The sequence below is a fragment of the Rhodoglobus sp. GW821-FHT12B09 genome, assembly GCF_058809925.1.
Map to the genome: position 1 here is coordinate 312248 of NZ_JBXATB010000002.1, position 23818 is coordinate 336065.

Below are 23818 nucleotides of genomic sequence, written 5' to 3' on the forward strand. Positions count from 1 at the left end.
CGAGGTGGTCACAGTTGGCTTCCGCGGTAGGTCACAGGGTAGGTCGTGCCGTTCGCCCCGACGCGGATTGTCAGGTACGAGTCGCCGAGCAGCCCCGCGTCGACGTGGCAGGAGGTGACGCCGTCGACCGGGCTGGTGGGGCCGTTGGGGTCGGTGCCGCAGGAGTACTCCACCGAGGTGTAGCCGGGCCCGGAGGGAACGCCGAGCCAGGTGAAGGTGCCGCTGTACGGGGAGAGCGGGTTGGCGTCGGACGTGAACGTGAGACCCGTGAGGCGCGGGTCGACCGGCGTGCCGAGGAACTGCGGCGCCGAGGCGGCGGTCTGGCACACGGCGACGCCGTCGTAGGTGCGGCAGGCGCGCGCCGTGATCGAGACCGGCTGGCCGAACTGCCCCGACTCGGCGGCCAGGAATCCGTTGATGCTCACGGGGCCGTACTCGGTGCCGCCGTTGAGGCGGTAGTAGACCGTGTCCGAGCTGCCGAGCGTGGTGCCGCCCGCGGTCCCGCCGGTGAGCACGAAGTCGTACGCGGAGCCGTTGAGGGAGGGGCCGGAGACCTGCAGGTTGGTGATCACGGGCGGGGGCGTGTGCGCGACGACAGCGGAGCTGATCGTGCATCCCTGGCCGTTGTAGGCGAAGACGACGAGCGTGTATGTCGCGTTGGCGGAGAGCCCGCTGAACACGGTCGACGTGCTCGTGCCCGCCGAGGCGATCGCGGCGCCGTTCGCGCTGATCGAGCCGTTCGGGGCGCACGTGGGCGCGGACCCGGTGTACGCCGCGGCGGTGTACGCGGAGATGGCGCGCCCGTTGTCGCTGAAGGCGCCAGCCCAGCTCAGCGCGATCGACGTGTCGCTCTGCACGGTCGCGCTGAGCGACCCGACCGCGATGGGCGGGCCCGCGGGCACTCCGGATGCCGGCTCGCTCGTGTTCCACACCGAGAGCGCGGTCAGGGCGGCATTCCGCGCGCTCACGGTGTACGTCACGGCCACGCCGTTGTCGAAGCTCCAGCCGAGGGAGCCCGTGTTGACGGAGCAGGTGCCGCCGGAGCACTGCGCGGGGCTGACGTCGCCCGAGTAGCCGCCGACCGCGAGGCGGTACCGGTCGACCGCGGAGCCGCCGGAGGGCGTCGAGACCTCGTTCCAGGTGATCACGAGGCCGTGGTCGACCGGACTCGAGCTCAGCACAGTGGGAGCGGGCGGGATGATGTCCGACCACACCTGGTCGCCGAGGGTGACCGGGTCGGAGTCACCGATCGAGTTCGTGGCGACGACCGTGACGGTCACGGCGTTCGACGGGCCGTTGCCCGGGGTGGGGATGGTGCAGGTCGTGCCGGTGCAGTTCGTCACGTTCACCGTGGACGACCCCTGGGTGCTCGTCACCCGGTAGTTGGTGATGGGCGAGTTGTTGAACGAGCCCGCGTTCCAGCGCATCGTGATCTGGCCGTCGGAGAACCCGCTCGGCGCGAGGTTCGCCACCGGGTCGGGGCGGTCCTGCACAGAGACCGTGATCGTGCCCCACACGTAGCGGCTCGGGTCGTTGGTAGCGTCGGCCACCTGGTACTGCAGGGTGACGTCGACGGGCGCGGCGCTGCTCGCGACCGAGATCGCGAGCTTTCTGTTGTCCGCGCTCGGGACGATGTCGATGCCCGGCGGCACCGCCGCGCCCTCGAGTCCGCGGATAGCGAGCACCTGCAGCGGTTTGCCCGGGAACGGGTTGGTCGCCTCGTCGTTCTGCAGCACGTCGACGCTGGTGGTGCCGCCGCGCGGGGCAACTGCCGTGTCGGCCGCCGGGATGAGCAGCGGTCTCGTCGAAGGGACGACGTGCAGCTCGATCCGGCCCGCGCCGCCCTCGCTCACGTCGTCGCGGACGCCGAGCGTGATGTTCGTGACCGAGCCGTTCACGGCCTTCTCCGTCGCGCGCAGCGTGAGCATATTGCCGTTGAGCGCGTACTCGAAGGCCTCGGGGTTCGGCGCGAGCACCGAGTACACGAGCTCGTCCAGGTCGTCCGGGTACGGGTACGTGGTGAGCTTGAGGAGGTCGATCTCCTTCTCCTGGCCCGGCTCGAAGTCGATCACGGCGCCGCCGAAGTCCGGCGGCTGGTTGTCGCGCGGCTGCACGGTGATGGGCAGCACGATGATCGCGGTGCGCCCGGCGGGGTCGCTCGCCGAGGAGCCGTCGGTGACCTCGAAGGAGATGGACGCCGGGCCGAAGTACTTGTCCGCCGAGGTGTAGACGAGCGTGTCCTGGTCGACCACCAGGTCGTCGCCGTTCGCGTGGGTCGCCTGCACGGTGCTGGAGTCCGTCAGCTTCACCTGCTTGCCGCCGACCGCGATGACGAAGTCGTTGATGTCGATCGTCAGCTGGTCCTCGCTGTTGACGCGCAGCGCCGGCGCCCTGCGGTCGAGCTGGGGCAGCGCGTCGTCGAAGCCGGGCACGCGGATGAACGCGTAGCTGAAGACCGTCGGGTCCTCCGGGTGCGTGACCTTGAAGGGGATGATCTGGCTGCGGTCGCCGATGGTCACCTCGATCTTCTTGTCATTCGTGACGCGCGCGACGCTCCCGTACCCCGTGTACACGGAGAGGCCGAGCGAGCGGGAGTCGCCGTCCGCGAAGAACACGTTCGCCAGCACGTCCACGGTCACCCGGTCGCGGTCGAGCACGTCGGAGAGCGTGAGCACGCTGTCGGTGGCCACCGGGTACGAGAGCGGGGCATCCGGGTCCACTGTCACTCGGATGAAGTTCTGGCTCGTGCCGCCGCGCGCGTTCTCGATCTGGTAGATCACGGCGTAGGTGCCCTCGGCGCGCGGCGGCGTGATGTCCACGACGTCGGTGCCGACGATCTTGGCCGTGAGAGCGGTGCTGGGATCCGCCGGGACCGCGGAGATGATCGTCAGGGGGCTGCCGTCCGGGTCGGAGTCGTTCGCGAGCGCCTGGACCGAGACGGTGAAACCGGGGCGAACGGTCACCTCGTCGACGACCGCAACCGGGTTGCGCGCGCCGTCGAGGCGGGGGCTGATGCCCACGCGCACCGTGCCGGTCGCACGCGCGCCGAGCGAGTCGATGACGGTGTACGTGAAGGTGTCGGTGCCCGCCGAGTAGTCGCCGGCCTGGTAGACGATCGTGTCGGACTCGACGTCGACGACGGCGCCCTTCTCCGGGTTCGTGGCCTGGCCGAGCAGCTGCACTGAGTCGCCGTCCGGGTCGATGCCGCTGAGCGGGATGCGCACGCGCACCGTCTCGCCCGCGATCACCCGGGCGGTGACCGTGTCGGGCACGGGCGGATTGTTGGTCGCCGGGTCGGCCTCGCGGACCGCGATGCGCACGAGCGCGGTCGCGGCCTGCCCGTCCGGGCCGGTCACCTGGTACGCGGCCGTGAAGTTGCCCGTCTTATTCGGGGCGAGGTAGCGCAGCACGCGGTCCGAGGCGAAGAGCAGGCCCGAGCCCTCGGGCAGGTCCTGGTCCAGCTTCGGCTGGAGCGTGAGGGCGAGCCCGTCCGGGTGCTCGTCGTTGTCCAGCACCGGGATGTCGATGGCCTCTCCCACGCGCACCGTCACCGAGTCGTCGTTGGCGATCGGCGCCTGCACGCGGGCCGGGGTCGGGATCTCTACGACCGTGATCACGCCCTCCGCCTCGGCGAGGCCGTTCGTGATGCGGTAGTTGAAGGTCACCGGGCCGTCGTCGAGCGGGCCGGTGAGGCTGACCCGCACGAGGCGCTGGTCGAGGATCTCCGCGCGCACGCCGGAGTCCGACGGCAGGTTCATGATCCCGGTCACGAGCAGCACGCCGCCCGCGGGGTCGAAGTCCGTGCCCGCGACATCGACGCGCTCGTTGCGCAGGGTCTTGACGAACACCGTCTTGGGAACGGTGACGGGCTTCGTGTTCGGGTCCGGCGGTGCTGTGACATCCACGCGCACGAGCCCGGTAACCGTCTGGGTGCCGTCGGTGACGACGTACTCCAGGTAGTGGCTGCGCACCTGGTCGCTCTGGAACTTGAACGTGCCCGTCTCATAGCTCGGGGTGATGGTGACGTCGGCCTTCGCCGGCACGCTGTTGAGGCGGATGATCCCCGATCCGCCGCGCACGTGGTCGAGCGGGGAGATCGTCTCCTCCTCCCCGGCCGACACGAGCACGACGAAGGGGTCGGCGATGATCTCGACCTCGCCCGCGGGCTTGACCGCGACCGAGAGGCTGCCGGAGCTCTCAGCGGTGCCGTCGGACACCACGAGGCTCACGAGCTTGAGGTCCGCGCCGGTGCCGGCGTCGGAGTAGACGACATCGCCGCCGGGCTTCCACGAGACCGAGTCCGGCTCCGCGACGGAGGCGCTCGTCAGGTAGAACGCGTCCCCGTCGGGGTCGACCCAGTCGCCGAGCACCTGGCTCGTGACCCTTGCCCCTACCGCCACGACGGCCTTCGTCGAGCGCACCTGCACCGGCGGCGAGTTCTGCGCGGGCGTGCGCACCGTGACGGTCACCGTCGCGCTGGCGCTGCCGCCGCGCCCGTCGGTGATGGTGTAGGTGAACGAGACCGTGCCCGACGCGTTGTCCGCGAGCGTCAGCTGCACCTGCTGCTGCTCGTTGATGAGGTCGAGATGGCCGACGTTCTCGTCGATCGGGCTGAGCGTGCTCACGACGAGCACGTCCCCGTTCGGGTCGAAGTCGTTGAGGAGCACGGGCAGGACCGTCGCGCGGCCGGGGCGCGCGCCGAAGGCGTCGTTGATCGCGACGGGCGGCTCCTGCACCTTCTCGACCTCGGGCGGCACATCCTCGTCGTTCTGCTGCTCCTGCGGCGGCTGGTCGTCCTTGACGATCAGGTCGTCCCAGTTGTCGATGGGCTCGCCCTCGCGCTGCACGGCCCAGGTGCGGCCGGAGCGGCGGTCGTTGAGAACCGCGCGGTCGCCGTTGCTGACGAACGCGAGGCGGGCGGTGCCGGGCATGCCCTCGAGCGCGAGCGTGGTGCCCGAGCCGCCGTCGGCCTGGCAGCGGCGCCAGTTGTCGCCGTCGGTCCAGGCGGCGAACTCGCAGCCGTCGATCACGAGAGGGCGCGCGGGAGTCCCCGACTTCCCGTCCACGAGCGCGACGGCCGCCGCACCGCTCAGGGGGATGCTGATCAGCCCCGCACTGTAGGCGACGAGCACGCGGTCGCCGTCGGTCGACGCCCACTGCAGCACGGCGGACGTGCCGCCGCCGATGAGCGGGGCGAGCGCGACGGTGCGGCCGGCGAGGTACACGGTGTCGTCGTCAGCATCGAGGACGGCCCAGCGTCCCGCCGCCGACGTGATGGAGAGGTCGCCTCCCGCGGGAATGGTCACCGACTCTGTGCCGGTGACATCGTCGGAGACCGCGGCGTCGACCCGCAGCACCTGGCCGGTGGAGGGCGAGTAGGCGAACAGGAGGCCGGAGGGGTCGACGCTCACGACGGCGCCGGTGCCGAGGCTCAGGGTCGAGTCCGCCTCGGCGTCGAAGCGGGAGAAGTCGTTCCACGGCACGATCCACAGCTCGCCCGTGCCCGCCTCGAAGACGACGACGTTGGTGCCGGCGAGGTACACCTCGGGGCGTGAGGGCGGCAACGGCACGGTGTCCGTGACCTCGGAGGTCGCCGCATCCACGATGTCCACCTTGTTGCCGCTGCGGTCGAACAGCAGCACGACCTCGCCGGACTGCAGCACGTCGACGTCGTCGCTCGTGGTCGCCACCACCGAGTTGAGCTCCAGCACCTCGGTGTTGGCACGGCCGATCGCCTGCTGCTGGCTGTTCGCCACCCACACCGCGCCGTCGCCGAGGTCGACGCGCTGCGCCGTGTAGCCGGTCGACACGATCGCGACAGCCGCCACGAGCGCAGCGATGACCACCCCGCTCGTCGCGCTGGCCACGAGGGAGAGATGGCTCCTGAGCCACGTCTTCACTGGGGCACGTCCACGCACTTCTCGCTGCTGGGGGTGCCGGTCTTGCCGTCCCGGTTGACGGTCACCGTGAGGCACACCCGGTCGCCCGGCTCCGCGTCCACGGTGAAACCGGGGCTGCGCTGGATGCTCGACTCCCCCGTGTTGGTACTGATCTGGTACGAGTCCTCGCCCTTGATGCCGGGGTCTGCCCACGAGAACACGACGGTGCCGTTCTCTGTGGTGCCCTGCACGTCTACGACGGTCGGGATGTCGGTGCTCGTGGCGCGAACGAGCACGAGCGTGGCGATGGTCCCGAGCGCGAGGACGAGCACGGCCGCCGCGACCAGCACCCAGGCGAAGGCGCGGATGCCCCTGCTCGCGGTCGCGCTGGTGGCGTTGGTCTTGCTGCCCGTCTCCCGCACGACGGTGCCCACCGCGCTGTAGGGCCCCGTTTCCTCGCCCCGTCGGCGCCGGCGGCGCTCGGCGACGGACGACACCGCGTCGTGGCCGCCCTTGATGCGCGTTCGGTCCTCGAGGTTCGAGGTGGTCGCGAGCGCCCAGTCGTCCATGACGACCTCGATCGGGGTCTGGGGCACGCCCAGCTCCGTCTCGACGGCCTGCAGCTCGCGGACAAGCTCGAGCACGCTCTCATGGCGGTTCTCCGGCTTGCGCGACATCGCCCTAGCGAGGGCGCGCTCGAGGGACGGCGGCACGTCGCTGCGGCCGATCGGCCCGGGCTTTGCGCGGTTGATGCGGGCGATGAGGTCGCTCGACTTGTTCGACTCCCCCGGCTGCTCGAACGGCGAGCGCCCCGCCAGTAGCGAGTAGACCGTGGCGGCGAACGACCAGATCTCCGACTCGATGGTGCCAGCCGTCTCGTCCATGAGGACCTCGGGGGCCGACCACGGGATCGACATGCCGACGGCCTCGAGGTTCTCCGACTCGCCGAGCGTGGCCGCGATACCGAAGTCGGAGAGCACGGGGTGGCCGTACGCGGTGAGCAGGATGTTGGAGGGCTTGATGTCGCGGTGCAGCACGCCCGCGCGGTGGGCGGTCTCGATGGCGCTGCCGATCTTGACCGCGACCCGCAGCACCTCGGGCACCGGGATCCGCTCGGTGCGGTAGCGCTGGCTGAGCGCGGAGGAGCACAGCTCCATCACGAGGTAGGGGCGGCCGTCGGCCGAGATGCTCGCCTGGTACACCGTGAGGATGGCGGGGTGCGCGCTCAGCTGGGCCATCAGGTTCGCCTCGGCCTGGAACATCTGGCGCACCTGGTCGTTGACGACCTCGCTCAGCATGACCTTCACCGCCACCTGGCGCCGCGGCATGTTCTGCTCGTAGAGGAAGACGTCGGCGAAGCCGCCGGAGCCGAGCACGTGGACGTGCGAGAATCCGGGCAGGTTCGGAGGCGCGGATGGCAAGCGACGCGCCACGATTACCCCTTTGCCCAGTCGACGGATTCCCTATTGTAGGCAGCCGCCTGCGCGCGACCGCCCTGTTGTCCCCCCAACGGGGGCCACGTCGCGAACCCCCATTCACAGGGGTACAGAAACGTGCTAGCGACCCTTCGGGCGCGGTGCGGTGTCCTCGAGATCGAGGATGCCGGAGGAGTCGACGGCCACGATCTCCGGAGCGTCGAGCACGTCGACGATGATCGCCGTGACGTTGTCGCGCCCGCCGGAGGCGAGAGCGGCGTCGATGAGGGCGCCCGCGGTCTCCACGGGCGAGAGGCCTGCGGCGAGGTGGAGGCGGATCCGGTCATCGGAGACCTCCTTCGTCAGTCCGTCGGAGCACAGCAGCAGCCGCAGCCCCGACCGCGCGGGGAGCATCCAGAAGTCCGCGTAGGGCTTCGCGTTGAAGCCGACCGCGCGCGTGATGATGTTGCTGTCGGGGTGGTGCTCGGCCTCGTCGCGGGTGAGGGCGCCGGACTCGACCAGCTCCTGCACCACGGAGTGGTCGACGGTCACCTGCACGAGCTCGTTGGCCTCGAAGGCGTACACGCGGCTGTCGCCGATGTTGAACACGGCGAAGTACGCGTCGTTCTCCTGGAGGGTCAGGGCGGCGCCGGTGACGGTCGTGCCGACGCCGAGCTCGCTGTCCCCCGCGATCGTGGTGATGTCCGCGGTCGCCCGCTCGAGGGCGCGCTCGATGGTGCGCGGCGCGAGGAAGTCGGAGGCGACGATCTCGGCGAGGCGCTCCACCACCGCGGCGCTCGCGAGGTCGCCCGCCGAGTGGCCGCCCATGCCGTCTGCGACGGCGAACAGGGGCGACTTGGCGACGAAGCTGTCCTCGTTGGCGGAGCGGCGCTTGCCGGTGTCGGTGGCTGCGGCCCAGGCGATCGTGACGACCGCGTCGGGCCGCCCCGGAATCGGGATGGCGAGGCCGGCATTGCTGCCGCCGATTTCGGTCACGATGGCCTTCGGTCTAGAGGGAGGATCTGCAGGACGTTCTCGTCACCAATATCCACCAGCGTGCCCGGTGAGACGACGACCGACTCGCCCTGCCGCAGTTTCCGCGGGGTGGAGCCGGGTACGAGCACCGTCGTGCCGTTGGTGCTGCGGAGGTCGGTGACGACCACGGTCGAGCCCGTCTGGCGCAGTTCGAGGTGCGTTGCCGAGACCTCGCGCTGCGGCGATTCGACCCGGACCAGACGGGGCGCGGGGCCCACGACGATGCGGGGGGCGCTCGGCCGGCGGCCGACCCGGGCCGGCCGGTCGAGTCCGATCGGCAGCTTGAGACCGCCGATCAGGAAGCTGTAGACGGGTGTCGTGCTGACCGGGCGCGGCGCCTTCGTCCGCGCCTCGGTGCGGCGCGTCTCCGGCGCCTTCGGCTCGGCGGCCGGAAGCACCGTGTCGGCGTTCGGGTCGACGGGGGCGTGCGGAAGCCGGGGCGCTCGCCCGACGACCGTGTCCCCCGTGTCGTTTGTCACAACAGCGACTGTACCCCGACTCCCCGCCGGAGAAGGGTTGCCCCGGCCGACACGGAGCGTCTCAGCCGATGTAGCTCATGACGTGCTTGATCCGCGTGTAGTCCTCGAACCCGTAGCTGGAGAGGTCCTTGCCGTAGCCGGAGTGCTTGAAGCCGCCGTGCGGCATCTCGGCGACGAGCGGGATGTGGGTGTTGATCCAGACGCACCCGAAGTCGAGGTGCTTCGCGAACCGCATGGCGCGCGAGTGGTCCTTGGTCCACACGCTCGACGAGAGGCCGTACTGCACTCCGTTCGCCCACTCGAGGGCCTGCTTCTCGTCGGTGAAGCTCTGCACGGTGATGACGGGCCCGAAGATCTCGTTCTGGATCGCGTCATCCGTCTGCTTGAGGCCTGTCACGATCGTGGCGGGGTAGAAGTAGCCCTTCGTGCCCTGGCGCGCGCCGCCGAGCTCGACGTGCGCGTTCGACGGGAGCGACTCGATGATGCCCGTGACCCGCTCGAGCTGGTTGGCGTTGTTGACGGGGCCGAAGTACGAGCCGCTGTCGGGCGCGCCGGTCGCCGCATTGGCCTTCGCCCAGGCGGTGAGCGCGGCGACGAACTCGTCGTGGATGCTCGCGTGCACGAGGACGCGGGTCGCGGCTGTGCAGTCCTGCCCGGCGTTGAAGTAGCCCGCGCCGCCGATGCCCTCGGCGGCGGCCTCGATGTCGGCGTCGTCGAACACGATCACGGGCGCCTTGCCGCCGAGCTCGAGGTGCACGCGCTTGAGGTCGTTGGCCGCAGCCTTCGCAACCTCCATGCCCGCGCGCACCGAGCCGGTGATGGAGACCATCTGCGGCGTCCGATGGTCGATCATGAGCCCGCCCGTCGTGCGGTCGCCCGTGATGACGTTGAGCACGCCCTTGGGCAGGAACTCCGCGGCGACCTCCGCGAGGAGGAGGGTGCTGGAGGGCGTCGTGTCCGACGGCTTGAGCACGGTCGTGTTGCCGGCCGCGATGGCGGGCGCGATCTTCCAGACCGCCATGTTGAGCGGGTAGTTCCAGGGGGTGACCTGGCCGATGACGCCGATCGGCTCGCGGCGGATGGACGAGGTGTGGTCCTTCAGGTACTCGCCGGTCGCCATGCCGCTGAGGTGGCGCGCCTCGCCCGCGAAGAAGCGGATCTGGTCGACCGAGAGCATAATCTCATCGTCGACGAGGGATGCCCGGGGCTTGCCCGTGTCCTTCGACTCGAGGTCGGCGAACTCCTCGGCGCGCGCCTCCATCGCGTCGGCGATGCGGAACAGCGCCAGCTGCCGCTCGGCGGGAGTGGTCTCGCCCCACTCCTCGAAGGCCGCGGCTGCGGCGCCGAAGGCCGCGTCCACGTCCGCTGCTCCCGAGACGGGAGAGGTTGCGTAGGCCTCCTCGGTGGAGGGATCGATCACGTCGAAGCCAGACTCGGCCTTCGCCGCCACGTACTCGCCGTTGATGAAGTTGCGGATCTCGTTGGTCGCCATGGTCCTAACCTAATCCACTACCGATTCCGTCGCCAAGATGCCGCCACGGTACGGATTCGCTTGTGACAGTGCGCCGAGACTGCCACAATCGACCCATGAGCCCTTCCTCACGGCCTCCGGGCTCCAAGCCGATCCAGCTCGACGACGTCTCCAAGAAGATCATCGAGCAGCTGCAGGGCGACGGCCGCCGCTCCTACGCCGAGATCGGCAAGGCCGTCGGCCTGAGTGAGGCCGCCGTGCGGCAGCGCGTGCAGAAGCTCACGGACTCCGGGGTCATGCAGGTCGTGGCCGTGACCGACCCGATGCAGCTCGGCTTCTACCGCCAGGCCATGATCGGCATCCGGGTCACGGGCGACACCACGGTCGTGGCCGAGAAGCTCGGGCGCCTGCCCGCCGTGGACTACGTCGTCCTCACGGCCGGCAGCTTCGACATCCTCGCCGAGGTCGTGTGCGAGAACGACGAGGACCTCATCAGCCTCCTCAACAAGCAGATCCGCGGCATCGACGGCGTGCAGTCCACCGAGACATTCGTCTATCTCAAGCTCCACAAGCAGTTCTACAACTGGGGAACACGGTAAAGAAAATGACTGAGTACAACGAGGCAGACCTCCAGCAGAAGGCCAAAGACCATCTCTGGATGCACTTCGCCCGCCAGTCGGTGATGGAGGACGGCCACGGCGTCCCCATCATCGTCAAGGGGCAGGGCCACCACATCTGGGACAGCAAGGGCAAGCAGTACTTCGACGGCCTGAGCGGCCTGTTCGTCGTGAACGCCGGCCACGGCCGCAAGCGCCTCGCGGAAGTCGCCGCCAAGCAGGCCGAGGAGCTCGCGTTCTTCCCGATCTGGTCGTACGCGCATCCGAACGCCATCGAGCTCGCCGACCGCCTCGCCGGCTACGCGCCCGGCGACCTCAACCGCGTGTTCTTCTCCACCGGCGGTGGCGAGGCCGTCGAGACCGCCTTCAAGCTCGCCAAGTACTACTGGAAGCTGCAGGGCCGGCCCACCAAGCACAAGGTGATCTCGCGCGCTGTCGCCTACCACGGCACCCCGCAGGGCGCGCTCGCGATCACGGGCATCCCGGCTATGAAGGAGATGTTCGAGCCCGTCACGCCCGGCGGGTTCCGCGTGCCGAACACCAACTACTACCGCGCCCAGGAGATGGGGTTCGAGGGCAGCATCGAGCAGTTCGGGCAGTGGGCGGCGAACCGCATCGAGGAGATGATCCTGTTCGAGGGCCCCGAGACCGTCGCGGCCGTGTTCCTCGAGCCCGTGCAGAACTCGGGCGGGTGCTTCCCGCCTCCGCCCGGCTACTTCCAGCGGGTGCGGGAGATCTGCGACCAGTACGACGTGCTGCTCGTCGCGGACGAGGTCATCACCGGCTTCGGGCGCATTGGCAACATGTTCGCCTCCACGACCTACGGCTTCGAGCCGGACATGATCACGTGCGCGAAGGGCATGACCTCGGGGTACTCCCCGATCGGCGCGACCATCGTCTCCGAGCGGGTGTACGAGCCCTTCAAGCACGGTACGACGGCGTTCTACCACGGCTACACCTTCGGCGGGCATCCCGTGTCGTCGGCCGTGGCCCTGGCGAACCTCGACATCTTCGAGGAGGAGAAGCTGAACGAGAACGTCCGCGAGAACTCGCCGCTGTTCCGCTCGACCCTTGAGAAGCTCAAGGACCTCCCGATCGTCGGCGACGTGCGCGGCGACGGCTACTTCTTCGGCATCGAGCTCGTGAAGGACAAGGCGACCCGCGAGACCTTCACCGACGACGAGAGCGAGCGCCTGCTGCGCGGCTTCCTGTCGAAGGCGCTGTACGACGCGGGCCTGTACTGCCGCGCCGACGACCGCGGCGACCCCGTCATCCAGCTCGCGCCGCCGCTGACCATCGGCCCGGCCGAGTTCGACGAGATCGAGGGCATACTCCGCGGCGTCCTCACCGAGGCCTGGACGAAGCTCTGAGCTCTCCGATCCCGGCCCGCGACTCATGAGCTACCGCGACCTGAGCTTCTGGCACGACACGGTGCCCGACGAGCTGGCCCCGCGCGCGGCACTGCCGGGCGATCGGGATGCCGACGTGGCGATCGTGGGCGGCGGGCTCACCGGGCTCTGGACCGCGTGGTACCTGCTCGAACGCGACCCGGGCCTGCGGATCGTGGTGCTCGAGAAGGAGATCGCGGGCTTCGGCGCCTCCGGCCGCAACGGCGGCTGGTGCAGTGCGCTGTTCCCCCGGTCGACGGCGTCGCTCGAGCGCGCCCACGGCCGGGATGCCGCACTCGCCATGCGGCGGGCGATGATCGGCACCGTGGACGAGGTCGGGCGGGCCGCGGCATCCCTCGGGCTGGACATCGACTACGCGAAGGGCGGCACGGTGGCGTTCGCGCGCTCGGCAGTCCACCGGCGCGCGGCCGAGGCCGAGGTGGCGGAGGCCGCGGAGTACGGCGTCGACCCCCTCGTGATGCGCGGCGACGCGAGCTTCGACCCGAACTGCGCGCGCGTGCATCCCGCCAAGCTGGTCCGCGGCCTCGCCCGCGCGGTGGAGGCCAAGGGCGCGACGGTCTACGAGGGCACCGAGGTGCTCGACTACCGCCCGCACGCGGTGCAGACGGCGCACGGCACGGTGCGCGCGAACCACGTCGTCGTCGCGACGGAGGGCTACGGAGCCGCCCTGCGCGCCACCCACCGCCGCGTGCTGCCGCTGTACTCCCTGATGATCGCGACCGAGCCGCTGCCGGATGCCACGTGGCAGGAGCTCGGCATCGAGCACGGGCAGACCTTCACCGACTACCGGCACCTCCTGGTCTACGGCCAGCGCACCGCCGACAACCGTGTCGCGTTCGGCGGACGCGGTGCCCGCTACCACTGGGGCAGCGCGATCCGGCCCGGGTACGACCGCGTACCGGCCGTCTTCGAGCACCTGCGCTGCACGCTCGGCGAGCTGTTCCCCGCGATCCGCGACGTCGCGATCACCCACCGCTGGGGCGGGCCGCTGGGCGTGCCGCGCGACTGGCACGCCACCGCGAGCTTCGACCCCGCGACCGGGATGGCGTGGGCCGGCGGGTACGTGGGCGACGGGCTCAGCACCACGAACCTCGCGGGACGGACGCTGGCCGACCTCCTGACGGGCACGGACACCGAGCTCGTGCGCCTGCCCTGGGTGAACCACTCCTCGCCGGACTGGGAGCCGGAGCCCCTGCGGTTCCTCGGCGCGAACGCGGGGCTCGCGGCGATGACGGTCGCCGATGCCGAGGAGCGGCTGACCGGCCGGCCGTCTCTCGCGGCGCGGGTGATGGGGCCGCTCACGGGACACTGAAAGTTTTCGTGACACGTCAACATAAAAGAGTGACGCGTCAACTAGTATCGACGCATGACCAATGCAACAGACATCCACCCCGACTACATCGTCGGCACCTGGACCCTCGACCCCACCCACTCCGAGATCGCGTTCTCGGTCAAGCACCTCATGATCACGAAGGTGCGCGGCACGTTCGAGACGTTCGACGTGACCATCGTCACCGCCGAGGACCCGAAGGACTCGACAGTCACCGCGACCATCGACGTGGCCTCCGTCAACACCAAGGTCGAGGCGCGCGACAACCACCTGCGCTCGAGCGACTTCTTCCTGGTGGAGCAGCACCCGACGATGACGTTCACCTCGACGGGCATCGGCGGGGACATCGCGTCGGGCGACTTCACGCTGACGGGCGACCTGACCCTCCGCGGCGTGACCCAGCCCGTGACCCTCAAGGGCGAGTTCGGCGGTGTCATCACCGACTCCTACGGAAACACCCGCGCGGGCGCCACGGCGACCACCAAGATCAACCGCACGGACTTCGGCGTGAACTGGAACGCCGCGCTCGAGGCCGGCGGAATGACGCTCGGCGACGAGGTCACCATCTCCGTCGACCTCGAGGTCATCCTCCAGAAGTAGCCCAGCACCGCCCGGTAGAGTTCTCGCCGTGGCGATACCCGAACTCGACGAGCCCGCCCTGCTGCGACCGCGGCGGGAGCGGGCTCGCCTCGGACCGGGGCGCATTGCCGGCCTCGTGGTGGGCGCTCTCGCGGTCATCGCGCTCGGCGCCGCCGGCACCTGGGTTCTCACGCACCCCCAGCGGATCACTGACCAGTTCACCGTCTGGAACTTCACGGTCGACTCCACGATCGAGGGCTACGCCGACCGCTCGACCATGACCGACGAGGGCCGGTTCCTCTTCTACGCGAGCCGGCCGGAGGTCTCCCCCGACGACGAGTTCGACGCCCACTGCTCGAGCCAGGTCGAGGACGTCGGCATCCTCGGCTGCTACCTGCACGGCGAGAAGCGCATCTACCTCTACGACGTCACCGACGACCGGCTCGACGGCATCGAGGAGGTCGTCGCCGCGCACGAGATGCTCCACGCCGCGTGGGACCGGATGGGCGACGACGAGCGCGACGCGCTCGCGCCCCTGCTCGAGGCTGCCGCCGAGACGAAGGCCGACGACCCGGACTTCGCGAAGACCCTCGAGTACTACGCCAAGGCCGAGCCGGGAGAGCGCCTCAACGAGCTGCACTCGATCATCGGCACCGAGTTCGGCCCGCTCGACCCCGTGCTCGAGAAGCACTACGCCCAGTACTTCAGCGACCGCGCGGCCCTCGTCGCGCTGCACGTCGCCTCGCACGCCGTGTTCCAGCAGCAGCAGGACGCGATCGACGGCATCGTCGCCCAGCTCGACTCGCTTGAGGCCGGGGTGGATGCCGACTACGCCTCGTACAACGCGGGCTACGACCAGCTCAACCTCGACATCGCGGACTTCAACTCTCGCGCCGAGAGCGGGGACTTCGAGAGCCAGGCGCAGTTCGACGGCGAGCGCAACGACCTCCTCGCCCGCCAGGCCGACCTCGACGCACTCTACGCGACGATCAGCGACCGGAAGAACCAGTACGACGCGCTGCTGGCCCAGCTCGACGACCTCAACGCGCAGGTCGACGAGCTGAACCAGAGCATCAACATCAAGCCCCGGGATCCGGCGGCGACGGGCTAGGCCTCCTCCGCCACCGGTGCCGCGAACTGCGACGTGTAGAGCGCGAAGTACGCACCTCCGGCGGCGAGAAGCTCCGCGTGCGTGCCCTGCTCGACGATCGCGCCGTTCTCCATCACGAGGATGAGGTCGGCGTCGCGGATCGTCGAGAGCCGGTGCGCGATCACGAAGCTGGTGCGGTCCTGTCGCAGCGCCTTCATGGCCTGCTGCACGAGCACCTCGGTGCGGGTGTCGACCGAGCTCGTCGCCTCGTCGAGGATGAGCACGCTCGGCCGCGCGAGGAAGGCGCGCGCGATCGTGAGCAGCTGCTTCTCCCCCGCGCTGACGTTCCCGCCCTCGTCGTCCAGGAGCGTGTCGTACCCGTCGGGGAGGGAGTGCACGAACCTGTCGACGTACGTGGCACGGGCCGCGGCGAGGATCTCCTCCTCCGTGGCATCCGGCCGCCCGTAGGCGATGTTGTCGCGGATGGTGCCCGCGAACAGCCAGGTGTCCTGCAGGACCATGCCCATGCGCGAGCGGAGGCCGTCGCGGGTCATCTCGGCGATGTCGGTGCCGTCGAGCGTGATGCGCCCGCCGTCGATCTCGTAGAACCGCATCATGAGGTTCACGAGGGTGGTCTTGCCCGCGCCGGTCGGCCCGACAATGGCCACGGTCTGGCCGGGCTTCGCCACGAGGGAGAGGTCGGTGATGAGCGGCTTCTCGGGGTCGTAGGCAAACGAGACGTTCTCGAACGCGAGCCGGCCGGTCGAGGTCGCCGGGGTGGCGGCGGGGACCGGGTCGGGCCGCTGCTCCTCGGCGTCCAGCAGCTCGAACACGCGCTCGGCCGACGCCACACCCGACTGCAGCAGGTTGGCCATCGAGCCCAGCTGGCTGAGCGGCTGGGTGAACTGGCGCGAGTACTGGATGAAGGCCTGCACGTCGCCCAGAGTCATCGAGCCGTTCGCGACGAACAGGCCGCCGACGACGGCGATCGCCACGTAGACCAGGTTGCCGACGAACATCATGGCCGGCATGATGATGCCGCTCACGAACTGGGCCCCGAAGCTCGCCGTGTACAGCTCCGCGTTCTTCTCGCGGAAGCGCTGCTCCACCTCGCGGTGGCGCCCGAACACCTTGACGAGCGCGTGGCCCGAGTACGCCTCCTCGACCTGCCCGTTGAGGGCGCCGGTGTGCGCCCACTGCGCCACGAAGAGCTTCTGCGAGCGCTTGGCGATCACCGACGTGATCACGAGCGTCAGCGGTATCGTCACGAGCGCGATGAGGGCCAGGATCGGCGAGATCAGGAACATCATCACGAGCACGCCCACCACCGTGAGCAGGCTGTTCACGAGCTGCGACAGGGTCTGCTGCATGCTCTGGCCGATGTTGTCCACGTCGTTCGTGACGCGGCTGAGCAGTTCGCCGCGCTGCATCTTGTCGAAGTAGCTCAGCGGCAGCGCGTTGACCTTGGTCTCGACATCCTCACGCAGCGTGTAGACGGTGCGCTGGACGACGGCGTTGAGCACGAAGCCCTGCAGCCAGGAGAACACCGATGAGAGCACGTAGATGAGCAGCACGATGCCGAGCACCAGCTGCAGCGCGCTGAAGTCGATGCCGTGCCCCGGGTTGAGCGTCATGCCGCTGATCAGATCGGCCTTCTGGCTGTCTCCGGATGCCCGCAGCTGGTCGATCACCTGCTCCTTGGTGACCCCGGCCGGCAGTGTCTTCGAGATGATCCCCTCGAAGATGATGTTCGTCGCCTGGCCGAGCAGCTTCGGTCCGAGCACCGCGAGGGTGACGCTCACGACCGAGAGCAGGATGACCCCGGCCACGGCTACGCGGTGCGGCCGCAGCCGGCCGAGCAGGCGCTTGGCGGAGGGCCAGAAGTTCATCGACTTCTCGACGGGCATGCCCATGCCGCCCATCGGACCGCCCCCACCGGGACCGCGGCGGACGGGGGGACGCTGTGCTGTTGAGTTGCTCATCAGGCCGCCTCCTCCGCTCGCAGCTGGCTATCCACGATCTCCTTGTAGGTCTCGTTGCCGGCCAGCAGCTCCTCGTGGGTGCCGCGGCCGACGATCTGGCCGTCCTCGAGCACCAGGATCTGGTCGGCGTCCACGATCGTGGAGACGCGCTGCGCGACGATGATCTTCGTGGCGGCCTTCTCGGCCTTCGCGAGTGCGCGGCGCAGCCGGGCGTCCGTCGCCGTGTCGAGCGCCGAGAAGGAGTCGTCGAACACGTAGATCTCGCTCTTCTTCACGAGGGCCCGTGCGATCGCGAGCCGCTGCCGCTGTCCGCCCGAGACGTTCGTGCCGCCCTGCGCGATGGGAGCATCGAGCCCCTCCGGCATCTCGGAGACGAAGTCCTTCGCCTGCGCGGTCTCCAGGGCGGCCCAGAGCTCGTCGTCCGTGGCATCCGGGTTCCCGTAGCGCAGGTTGCTCGCGACCGTGCCCGAGAACAGGTACGCGCGCTGGGGCACCAGGCCGATGCGGCCCCACAGCAGGTCGGGGTCGAGCTCGCGCACGTCCACTCCGTCGACGAGCACGATGCCCCCGGTCGCGTCGAACAGGCGCGGGAGGAGGTTCACGAGCGTCGTCTTGCCTGCCCCCGTGCTGCCGATGATCGCCGTGGTCTGGCCCGGCCGCGCCTCGAAGCTGAGGCCCCGGAGCACAGGCTGCTCCGCGCCGGGGTAGGCGAACTCGACGTCGCGCAGCTCGATCACGCCCGTGCCGTGGAGCTCGGTGACCGGATGCTCGGGGAGCACGACCGACGTCGGGGTGTCGAGCACCTCGGCGATGCGGTCGGACGACACCGCCGCCCGCGGGATCAGGATCGCCATGAACGTCGCCATCATCACCGCCATGAGGATCTGGATGAGGTAGCTCAGGAACGCGGTGAGCGCTCCGATCTGCACAGTGCCCTCGTCGATCGCGTACGCGCCGAACCACAGCACGGCGACGCTGGACACGTTCATGATGAGCATCACGACCGGGAACACGAGCGCGAACAACCGCCCCGCGCTGACCGCCGTGCGTGTGACATCCGCGTTGGCCCGCTCGAAGCGCTCGGTCTCGAGCCCCTCGCGCACGAAGGCGCGGACCACCCGGATGCCCGTCAGCTGCTCGCGCAGCACCCGGTTGACCGTGTCGATGCGCGCCTGCATGAGCCGGAACAGCGGCACCATGCGGCTGACGATGAACCCGATCACGACCAGCATGACGGGGATCGCGACGACCATGATCCAGGAGAGCCCGACGTCCTGGCGCAGCGCCATGATGACGCCGCCCACCGCGAGGATGGGCGCCGAGACGAGCAGCGTGCACGTCATGAGCACGAGCATCTGCACCTGGGTCACGTCGTTCGTGGTGCGCGTGATGAGCGAGGGCGCGCCGAAGCGGGAGACCTCGCGCTCGGAGAACTCCCCCACGTGCACGAAGATCGCCTCGCGGACGTCGCGGCCGAACGCCATGGCGGCCTTTGCCCCGAAGTAGACGGCGGTGATCGCGGCGGCCACCTGGATGAGGGTGATGCCGAGCATCATCCCCCCGATCATGATGATGTAGCCGGTGTCGCCCTTGGCGATGCCGTTGTCGATGATGTCGGCATTGAGGCTCGGCAGGTACAGCGACGCGATGGACTGGATGAGCTGGAAGATCACGACGCCCACGATGAGCTTCGTGTGCGGCCGCAGGTAGCGGCCGATGAGCTTGAGCAGCATGCTCAGCCTTCTTTCGTGGTGGGTTGCACTACTCCGTGTTTGAACAGGTCGAGAAGCTCGTCGGTGGTGAACGGGATGCTGTCGCCGAAGGCGGGGATCGCCGAGGCGAAGGCGAGGACGCGCGCGAACTGGGCGACCTCCTCGGGCGCGATGCGCAGCTCCGCCGCGTGCGGGGCGAGCAGCTCGCCGACGATCGCCGCGAACTCGTGCCGCTCCTCGCGGCGCGGGGGCGGTCCGTGCCTGCCGAGCACCGACATCATCCGGATGACCCCGCTGAACCGGTCCCGCAGCAGGCCCATGACGGCGCCCAGCTTGTCGTCGAGGGAGAGGTCGGGGTCGATCGAGCGGAGGCTGGTGCGCAGCGCGAGCGGGTCGAGGTAGCGCTCCACCGCTGTGGCGATGAGGGTCTCCTTGTCGCCGAACGCCCGGAAGACGGTGCCCTCGGCGATGCCGCACGCCTCCGCGATCTGCTTCGTGGTGAGGTCCTTGCCGTGCTCGAGGATGAGCGGGATGACGACGCCGATGATCATGTCCTGGCGCTGCTCGAGGCCCATGGGGCTCGCGCGGCGTGCGGTCTCGGTGGTCACCGGAGAATGCTAACTGAGTGAGTACTCACTCAGCAAGTGGCCAACCGACGTGTCAGCTGAAGATCGTCGAGATCTCCTGCAGCTCCGCCTCGGTCGGCGTCCAGGCCGTGGCCGCGGCCGCGTTCTGCACGAGCTGCTCGGGCTTGGTGGTGCCGGCGATGACGCTCGTGAGGGCGGGCTGGGCGAGCATCCACCCGAAGGTCGCCTCGAGCATCGTGATGCCCCGGTCCGCGCAGAACGCCCGGTACCTGTCGAGCACGTCCCAGGGCGCGTCCTCGACGAGGTGGGGCCGGCGGCGCATGATGCGCGTGTCAGCCGGGCGCTCGGTGCGCGTGAACTTGCCGGTGAGCAGGCCGTTCTGCAACGGGAAGAACGGCAGGAACCCGAGACCGTGCTCGCGCGCGGCCGGCAGCACCTCGCGCTCCGCGTCGCGCACCAGGAGGTTGTACTCGTTCTGCGCGGAGATGAACCTGCCGCCCGCGGCCGCCGCCTCCTCGATCTGGGCCGCGGAGAAGTTCGAGTTGCCGTAGTGGAGGATCTTTCCCTCGGCCACGAGCTCGTCGAGCGCCGCGATGGTCTCCTCGATGGGGGTCGCCTCGTCGGGCGTGTGCAGCTGGTAGAGGTCGATGTAGTCGGTCTGCAGGCGCGTGAGCGAGCCCTCGATCGCCTCGCGGATGTACGCGCGCGACCCCTTGGCCACGCCGGGCAGGATCCCCATGTCGACGCCGCTGTGGCCGAACTTCGTCGCGAGCACCACCTTGTTGCGCCGACCCTTGAGCGCCACGCCCATGAGCGTCTCGCTCAGGCCGGGCACGCCCCCGTACATGTCTGCGGTATCGAGCAGCGTCACCCCGAGTTCGACTGCCGCGTCGATCACTGCGGTGGTGCCCTCCTGTGTCTCGGTGAGCGTTCCTGAGCGGCCGAAGTTGTTGCAGCCGAGGCCGATCGTGGAGACCATGGGGCCGTCGGTGCCGAGCATGCGGTGTTCGATATTCGCCATGCTCCTATCCTCCCCCGGTTGCCTGTGCGCGAACTTCACCCCATGTCCGAAACGCGCCAGAGGGCCGTCGGATGCCGCGGCTACAGTCGAACCATGCAGACCGCAGAACTCCCCCAGTACCTCGTCCGTATTGACTCTCCCATCGGCCGCATCGAGGTCACGAGCGACGGGGACTCGGTAACCTCCCTCTCCATCGAGCGCGCGGGCGTGCTCCCCCTCGACGGCGTCCCCGAGCGGTCGAACCCCGTGCTCGACCGGGCGGTCTCCCAGCTCGAGGAATACTTCGCAGGCACCCGCACCGACTTCGACCTTCCCCTGTCGCTCGCGGGCACCGAGTTCCAGAAGGCCGTGTGGGGCGAGCTCGTCGGGCTCCCGTTCGGCGGGGTCGCCTCCTACGGCGAGATCGGCAGCGCAACGGGCCGCGCCACCGCGGGCCGGGCCGTGGGCGGTGCCGTCGGGGCGAACCCGATTCCGATCATCGTGCCCTGCCACCGCGTCCTCGCGTCCGACGGGCGCATCACCGGGTACAGCGGCGGCAACGGCATCCCCACCAAGGTCTGGCTCCTCGACCACGAGGGAATCCCCCACAAGTGAGCGACCTGATCGTCGGCGACGACGGCCGCGCGCGCTGCCGGTGGGTCGGGTCGGACGCCGAGTACGCCCGGTACCACGACGAGGAGTGGGGCACTCCCCTGCACGGCGACCGCCCGCTGTTCGAGAAGCTGTCGCTCGAGGGCTTCCAGGCGGGGCTGTCGTGGATCAGCATCCTCCGGCGGCGCCCCGGGTTCCGCACGGTATTCCACGACTTCGATCCGGCCGCGATCGCGGCCTTCGGCGAGGACGACGTCGAGCGCCTCATGCTGGACGACCGGATCATCCGCAACCGCGCGAAGATCCTCGCCACGATCGGCAATGCACGGGCGACCCTCGAGCTCACCGACGGGCGTCCCGGCGCTCTCGACGAGCTCATGTGGAGCTTCCGCCCCGCCGCCCCGCGCCCGCGGCCGCGGAGCTTCGCCGACCTCGCGGCGATCACGCCGGAGTCGACGGCGCTGAGCAAGGCCCTCAAGGCGCGCGGCTACCGCTTCGTCGGCCCGACAACCATGCACGCGCTCATGCAGTCGTCCGGAATGATCGACGACCACCTCGAGGGCTGCTGGAGAGCGACTTAGGCGCCCGCGGCGGGCGCCGGACCCGCGACGGAGCCGTATCCGACGAGCGGGCGCGGGAATCCGGCCTGCACGATCAGCTCCGGCTCATAACGCTCCTCGGCCCGCCCGAGCAGGAACGCCCAGACGAACGGCAGGAAGATCCCGAGCACTACCCACTCGCCGCCCTTCCGGAAGGCGAAGCCGGTCCGGTACATCCCGATGTAGAGGAATACCGACGTGACCAGCCCGCCATACGGGATCAAGGCGAGGAGCGCTATCCAGCCGGCGAAACCGCCGAGTTCGAGCCACTTCCACGTCGAGTAGATCGGCACCCACGCGATCCACGGCTCCACGCCCACCTTCGCGAAGAACTTCATGAGGGCGAGGGCCATCACGACATAGGCGGCGAGGGCGAGGATGACGAAGAACACCGCGAATCCCAGCCAGACGGCGAGCAGGATCGCCCAGGTCGTCGTGTCCGGGTAGAGCGGGTTCGGGTTGGGGTCCATCCCGCTACCCTACGACCAGCTCGAGCTCTCCGCGCAGTCCCGGTTCGAGCCGGATGCCCGCGCTCGGCGCCCACGCGACCAGATCGTCGACCGTCCCGTGGTCGATACCAGCCGTGATCACGGCGCGCGCGAACTCCCCCTTGCCCTTCTTGTTGAAGTGGTTGAGAGCGGTGCGGCGGCCGCTGGCATTCTCCGAAACGACCCGGAGGTACGTCGCCGACGCCGGCGCCGGGCCGAGGTTCGCATACGACTCCGAGCGCAGGTCGAGCACGAGCCCTGGCTGCGCGGCGAGGGTGCCCGCCACCGCGTCGCGCCAGTGCTTTCGCAGCGAGAGGCCCGGGAGGCGCGAGTCGTGGGAGAGCCGGTAGGCGGGGATGCGGTCATCCGCGCGCACGAGCCCGAACAAGGCCGAGTGGATGAGCACGTGGTCGGCGGCGAACTCGCGCTCGGCGGCGGTCAGGGTCGCGGCGTCGAGTCCGTCGTAGAGCACGCCCGTGAAGCGGTCGATCGCCGGCATCGTCGGCGATGTGCGGACAGCGCGGTTGCGGTCCACCTCGTGGCGCAGGGCCGGGCCGAGGGAGAGGGCGTCGAGCGATCCGCTGACCGAGCGCGAGAGGGTGCGCAGGGCCGCGAGGGCTGCTCGTCGCTGCGGGCCCAGCTCGGGGAAGGAGAGGGATGCGAGATCGAGGGGCGCGGCATCCCCGCCGTCCCGCTTGGTCTCCGACGGCGGCAGGAGCAGCAGCACCTACGACTCGAGGAAGGCGAGTGCGCGCTCGACGTTGACGCCGAGCGGCTCGACCGAGTCGAGCGTGATGCGGGCGATCGCGGCGCTGGGGCCCGACCACTCCGCGTAGTCCTCGAGGCTCTGCTCGACGGCGTTCCAGGTGACCTCGAGGTGCGGCAGCGAGCGCTCCCGGCTCTCGATGCGGCCGCGGTGCAGCTCGGGGTCGGAGCAGATGACCTCGATGAACTTGAGCGGCTCCTCCAGCGTCGCGGCGAGGGTGACCCACTGCTCACGCGCGGGGTTCACCGCGTTGACGGCATCGACGAGCACGCTGCGGCCCGACTCGAGCAGGGTCGCGGCCTGCATCCGGGCGACCAGGTACGCGGCGAGCCCGGTGGGCTGGTCGCGGTCGATGCCGGCCCGGAGAATCGCGGACTCGATCGGGTCGACAGAGACCACGGGAACGTTCAGGCGCCCCGAGAGCACCTGACCGATCGTGGACTTGCCCGCTCCGGGTAGCCCGGCCATCGAGATCAGCATTCGAGCGTTTCGGTCACTCTTCGACGCTAGACGAGCTCGGCGTTGCGCGCGACGATCGTGACCGTATCGTGCTCGACCGAGAGGAAACCGTCGTCGGCGTTCGCCGTGATCACGGCACCGTCAACGGGTGTCACGCGCACCTCGCCCTGCGCGAGGATCGCGAGGATCGGCTCGTGCCCGGGCAGGATGCCGATCTCGCCCTCGGTCGTGCGGGCGATGATCTGCTTCGCCTTGCCCGACCAGACCTCGCGGTCGGCCGACACCACACTGACCTTGAGTTCGGCCATG

The 23818-nt window shown here is 69.6% G+C and carries 20 protein-coding genes; 7 read left to right on the plus strand and 13 right to left on the minus strand.

Annotation, left to right across the window (positions count from 1 at the left end):
* Positions 1-8 precede the first annotated feature (8 nt).
* The 5 genes from AC1RTC_RS06035 to AC1RTC_RS06055 all read right to left on the minus strand — a co-directional run bounded on the left by AC1RTC_RS06035 (position 9) and on the right by AC1RTC_RS06055 (position 10300).
* A complete protein-coding gene (locus AC1RTC_RS06035) occupies positions 9-5900 on the minus strand; it encodes an Ig-like domain-containing protein (RefSeq protein WP_493154572.1) in 5892 nt (1963 codons plus the stop codon).
* Complete coding sequence (locus tag AC1RTC_RS06040) at positions 5897-7300, minus strand: serine/threonine-protein kinase (RefSeq protein WP_493154573.1); 1404 nt, start codon at positions 7298-7300, stop codon at positions 5897-5899. Before AC1RTC_RS06040 ends, AC1RTC_RS06035 begins: the two co-directional genes overlap by 4 nt.
* A 135-nt stretch (positions 7301-7435) precedes the next feature.
* Positions 7436-8290 carry a PP2C family protein-serine/threonine phosphatase gene (locus AC1RTC_RS06045; RefSeq protein ID WP_493154574.1) on the minus strand — a complete coding sequence of 285 codons (855 nt, stop codon included), beginning with the start codon at positions 8288-8290 and terminating at the stop codon, positions 7436-7438.
* Positions 8287-8808: an FHA domain-containing protein gene (locus AC1RTC_RS06050; RefSeq protein WP_493154575.1), complete on the minus strand. Its 522-nt coding sequence runs from the start codon at positions 8806-8808 to the stop codon at positions 8287-8289. The genes AC1RTC_RS06045 and AC1RTC_RS06050 overlap by 4 nt, the downstream gene beginning before the upstream one ends.
* 61 nt (positions 8809-8869) lie before the next feature.
* Positions 8870-10300: an aminobutyraldehyde dehydrogenase gene (locus AC1RTC_RS06055; protein WP_493154576.1), complete on the minus strand. Its 1431-nt coding sequence runs from the start codon at positions 10298-10300 to the stop codon at positions 8870-8872.
* 95 nt (positions 10301-10395) lie between these two features.
* Between AC1RTC_RS06055 and AC1RTC_RS06060 the strand changes: the two genes are divergently transcribed.
* Genes AC1RTC_RS06060 through AC1RTC_RS06080 form a run of 5 tightly spaced genes read left to right on the plus strand, consistent with a single transcriptional unit; the run spans position 10396 to position 15325 of the window.
* Positions 10396-10878, plus strand: a complete 483-nt coding sequence (locus AC1RTC_RS06060; protein ID WP_493154577.1) for an Lrp/AsnC family transcriptional regulator — start codon at positions 10396-10398, stop codon at positions 10876-10878.
* A 5-nt stretch (positions 10879-10883) separates the two neighbouring features.
* The gene (locus AC1RTC_RS06065; protein ID WP_493154578.1) at positions 10884-12266 is read left to right on the plus strand and encodes an aspartate aminotransferase family protein; all 1383 of its coding nucleotides are present in this window, start codon (positions 10884-10886) and stop codon (positions 12264-12266) included.
* A gap of 25 nt (positions 12267-12291) precedes the next feature.
* Positions 12292-13617, plus strand: coding sequence for an NAD(P)/FAD-dependent oxidoreductase (locus AC1RTC_RS06070; RefSeq protein ID WP_493154579.1), 1326 nt, complete (start codon positions 12292-12294; stop codon positions 13615-13617).
* A gap of 54 nt (positions 13618-13671) precedes the next feature.
* Entirely contained in the window at positions 13672-14235 is a 564-nt protein-coding gene (locus AC1RTC_RS06075) for a YceI family protein (RefSeq protein ID WP_493154580.1), read from the plus strand.
* A 28-nt stretch (positions 14236-14263) separates the two neighbouring features.
* Positions 14264-15325 carry a hypothetical protein gene (locus AC1RTC_RS06080; protein ID WP_493154581.1) on the plus strand — a complete coding sequence of 354 codons (1062 nt, stop codon included), beginning with the start codon at positions 14264-14266 and terminating at the stop codon, positions 15323-15325.
* On the opposite strand, the gene AC1RTC_RS06085 is transcribed toward AC1RTC_RS06080, so the two are convergent.
* From AC1RTC_RS06085 to AC1RTC_RS06100, 4 genes are read right to left on the minus strand one after another with little or no spacing between them, the layout of a single operon-like run.
* A complete protein-coding gene (locus AC1RTC_RS06085; protein ID WP_493154582.1) occupies positions 15322-17286 on the minus strand; it encodes an ABC transporter ATP-binding protein in 1965 nt (654 codons plus the stop codon). The genes AC1RTC_RS06080 and AC1RTC_RS06085 overlap by 4 nt on opposite strands.
* Positions 17286-19019 (minus strand): ABC transporter ATP-binding protein, encoded by a 1734-nt coding sequence (locus AC1RTC_RS06090; RefSeq protein ID WP_493154583.1) that lies wholly within the window; start codon positions 19017-19019, stop codon positions 17286-17288. Before AC1RTC_RS06090 ends, AC1RTC_RS06085 begins: the two co-directional genes overlap by 1 nt.
* Positions 19020-19021: 2 nt before the next feature.
* The gene (locus tag AC1RTC_RS06095) at positions 19022-19606 is read right to left on the minus strand and encodes a TetR/AcrR family transcriptional regulator (RefSeq protein WP_493154584.1); all 585 of its coding nucleotides are present in this window, start codon (positions 19604-19606) and stop codon (positions 19022-19024) included.
* 52 nt (positions 19607-19658) lie between these two features.
* Complete coding sequence (locus AC1RTC_RS06100) at positions 19659-20606, minus strand: aldo/keto reductase (protein WP_493154585.1); 948 nt, start codon at positions 20604-20606, stop codon at positions 19659-19661.
* A gap of 93 nt (positions 20607-20699) precedes the next feature.
* Between AC1RTC_RS06100 and AC1RTC_RS06105 the strand changes: the two genes are divergently transcribed.
* Positions 20700-21200, plus strand: coding sequence for a methylated-DNA--[protein]-cysteine S-methyltransferase (locus AC1RTC_RS06105; RefSeq protein ID WP_493154586.1), 501 nt, complete (start codon positions 20700-20702; stop codon positions 21198-21200).
* Positions 21197-21778 carry a DNA-3-methyladenine glycosylase I gene (locus AC1RTC_RS06110; RefSeq protein WP_493154587.1) on the plus strand — a complete coding sequence of 194 codons (582 nt, stop codon included), beginning with the start codon at positions 21197-21199 and terminating at the stop codon, positions 21776-21778. Before AC1RTC_RS06105 ends, AC1RTC_RS06110 begins: the two co-directional genes overlap by 4 nt.
* Here the strand turns inward: AC1RTC_RS06110 and AC1RTC_RS06115 are convergent.
* From AC1RTC_RS06115 to AC1RTC_RS06130, 4 genes are read right to left on the minus strand one after another with little or no spacing between them, the layout of a single operon-like run.
* The gene (locus tag AC1RTC_RS06115; protein ID WP_493154588.1) at positions 21775-22266 is read right to left on the minus strand and encodes a DUF5684 domain-containing protein; all 492 of its coding nucleotides are present in this window, start codon (positions 22264-22266) and stop codon (positions 21775-21777) included. The two genes, AC1RTC_RS06110 and AC1RTC_RS06115, sit on opposite strands and share 4 nt — an antisense overlap.
* Positions 22267-22270: 4 nt before the next feature.
* On the minus strand, positions 22271-23011 hold the full coding sequence (locus AC1RTC_RS06120; protein ID WP_493154589.1) for a YaaA family protein: 741 nt from the start codon (positions 23009-23011) through the stop codon (positions 22271-22273).
* The gene (locus AC1RTC_RS06125; RefSeq protein WP_493154590.1) at positions 23012-23518 is read right to left on the minus strand and encodes a P-loop nucleotide/nucleoside kinase family protein; all 507 of its coding nucleotides are present in this window, start codon (positions 23516-23518) and stop codon (positions 23012-23014) included.
* A 38-nt stretch (positions 23519-23556) separates the two neighbouring features.
* Complete coding sequence (locus AC1RTC_RS06130) at positions 23557-23817, minus strand: F0F1 ATP synthase subunit epsilon (protein ID WP_493154591.1); 261 nt, start codon at positions 23815-23817, stop codon at positions 23557-23559.
* Position 23818: the final 1 nt, after the last annotated feature.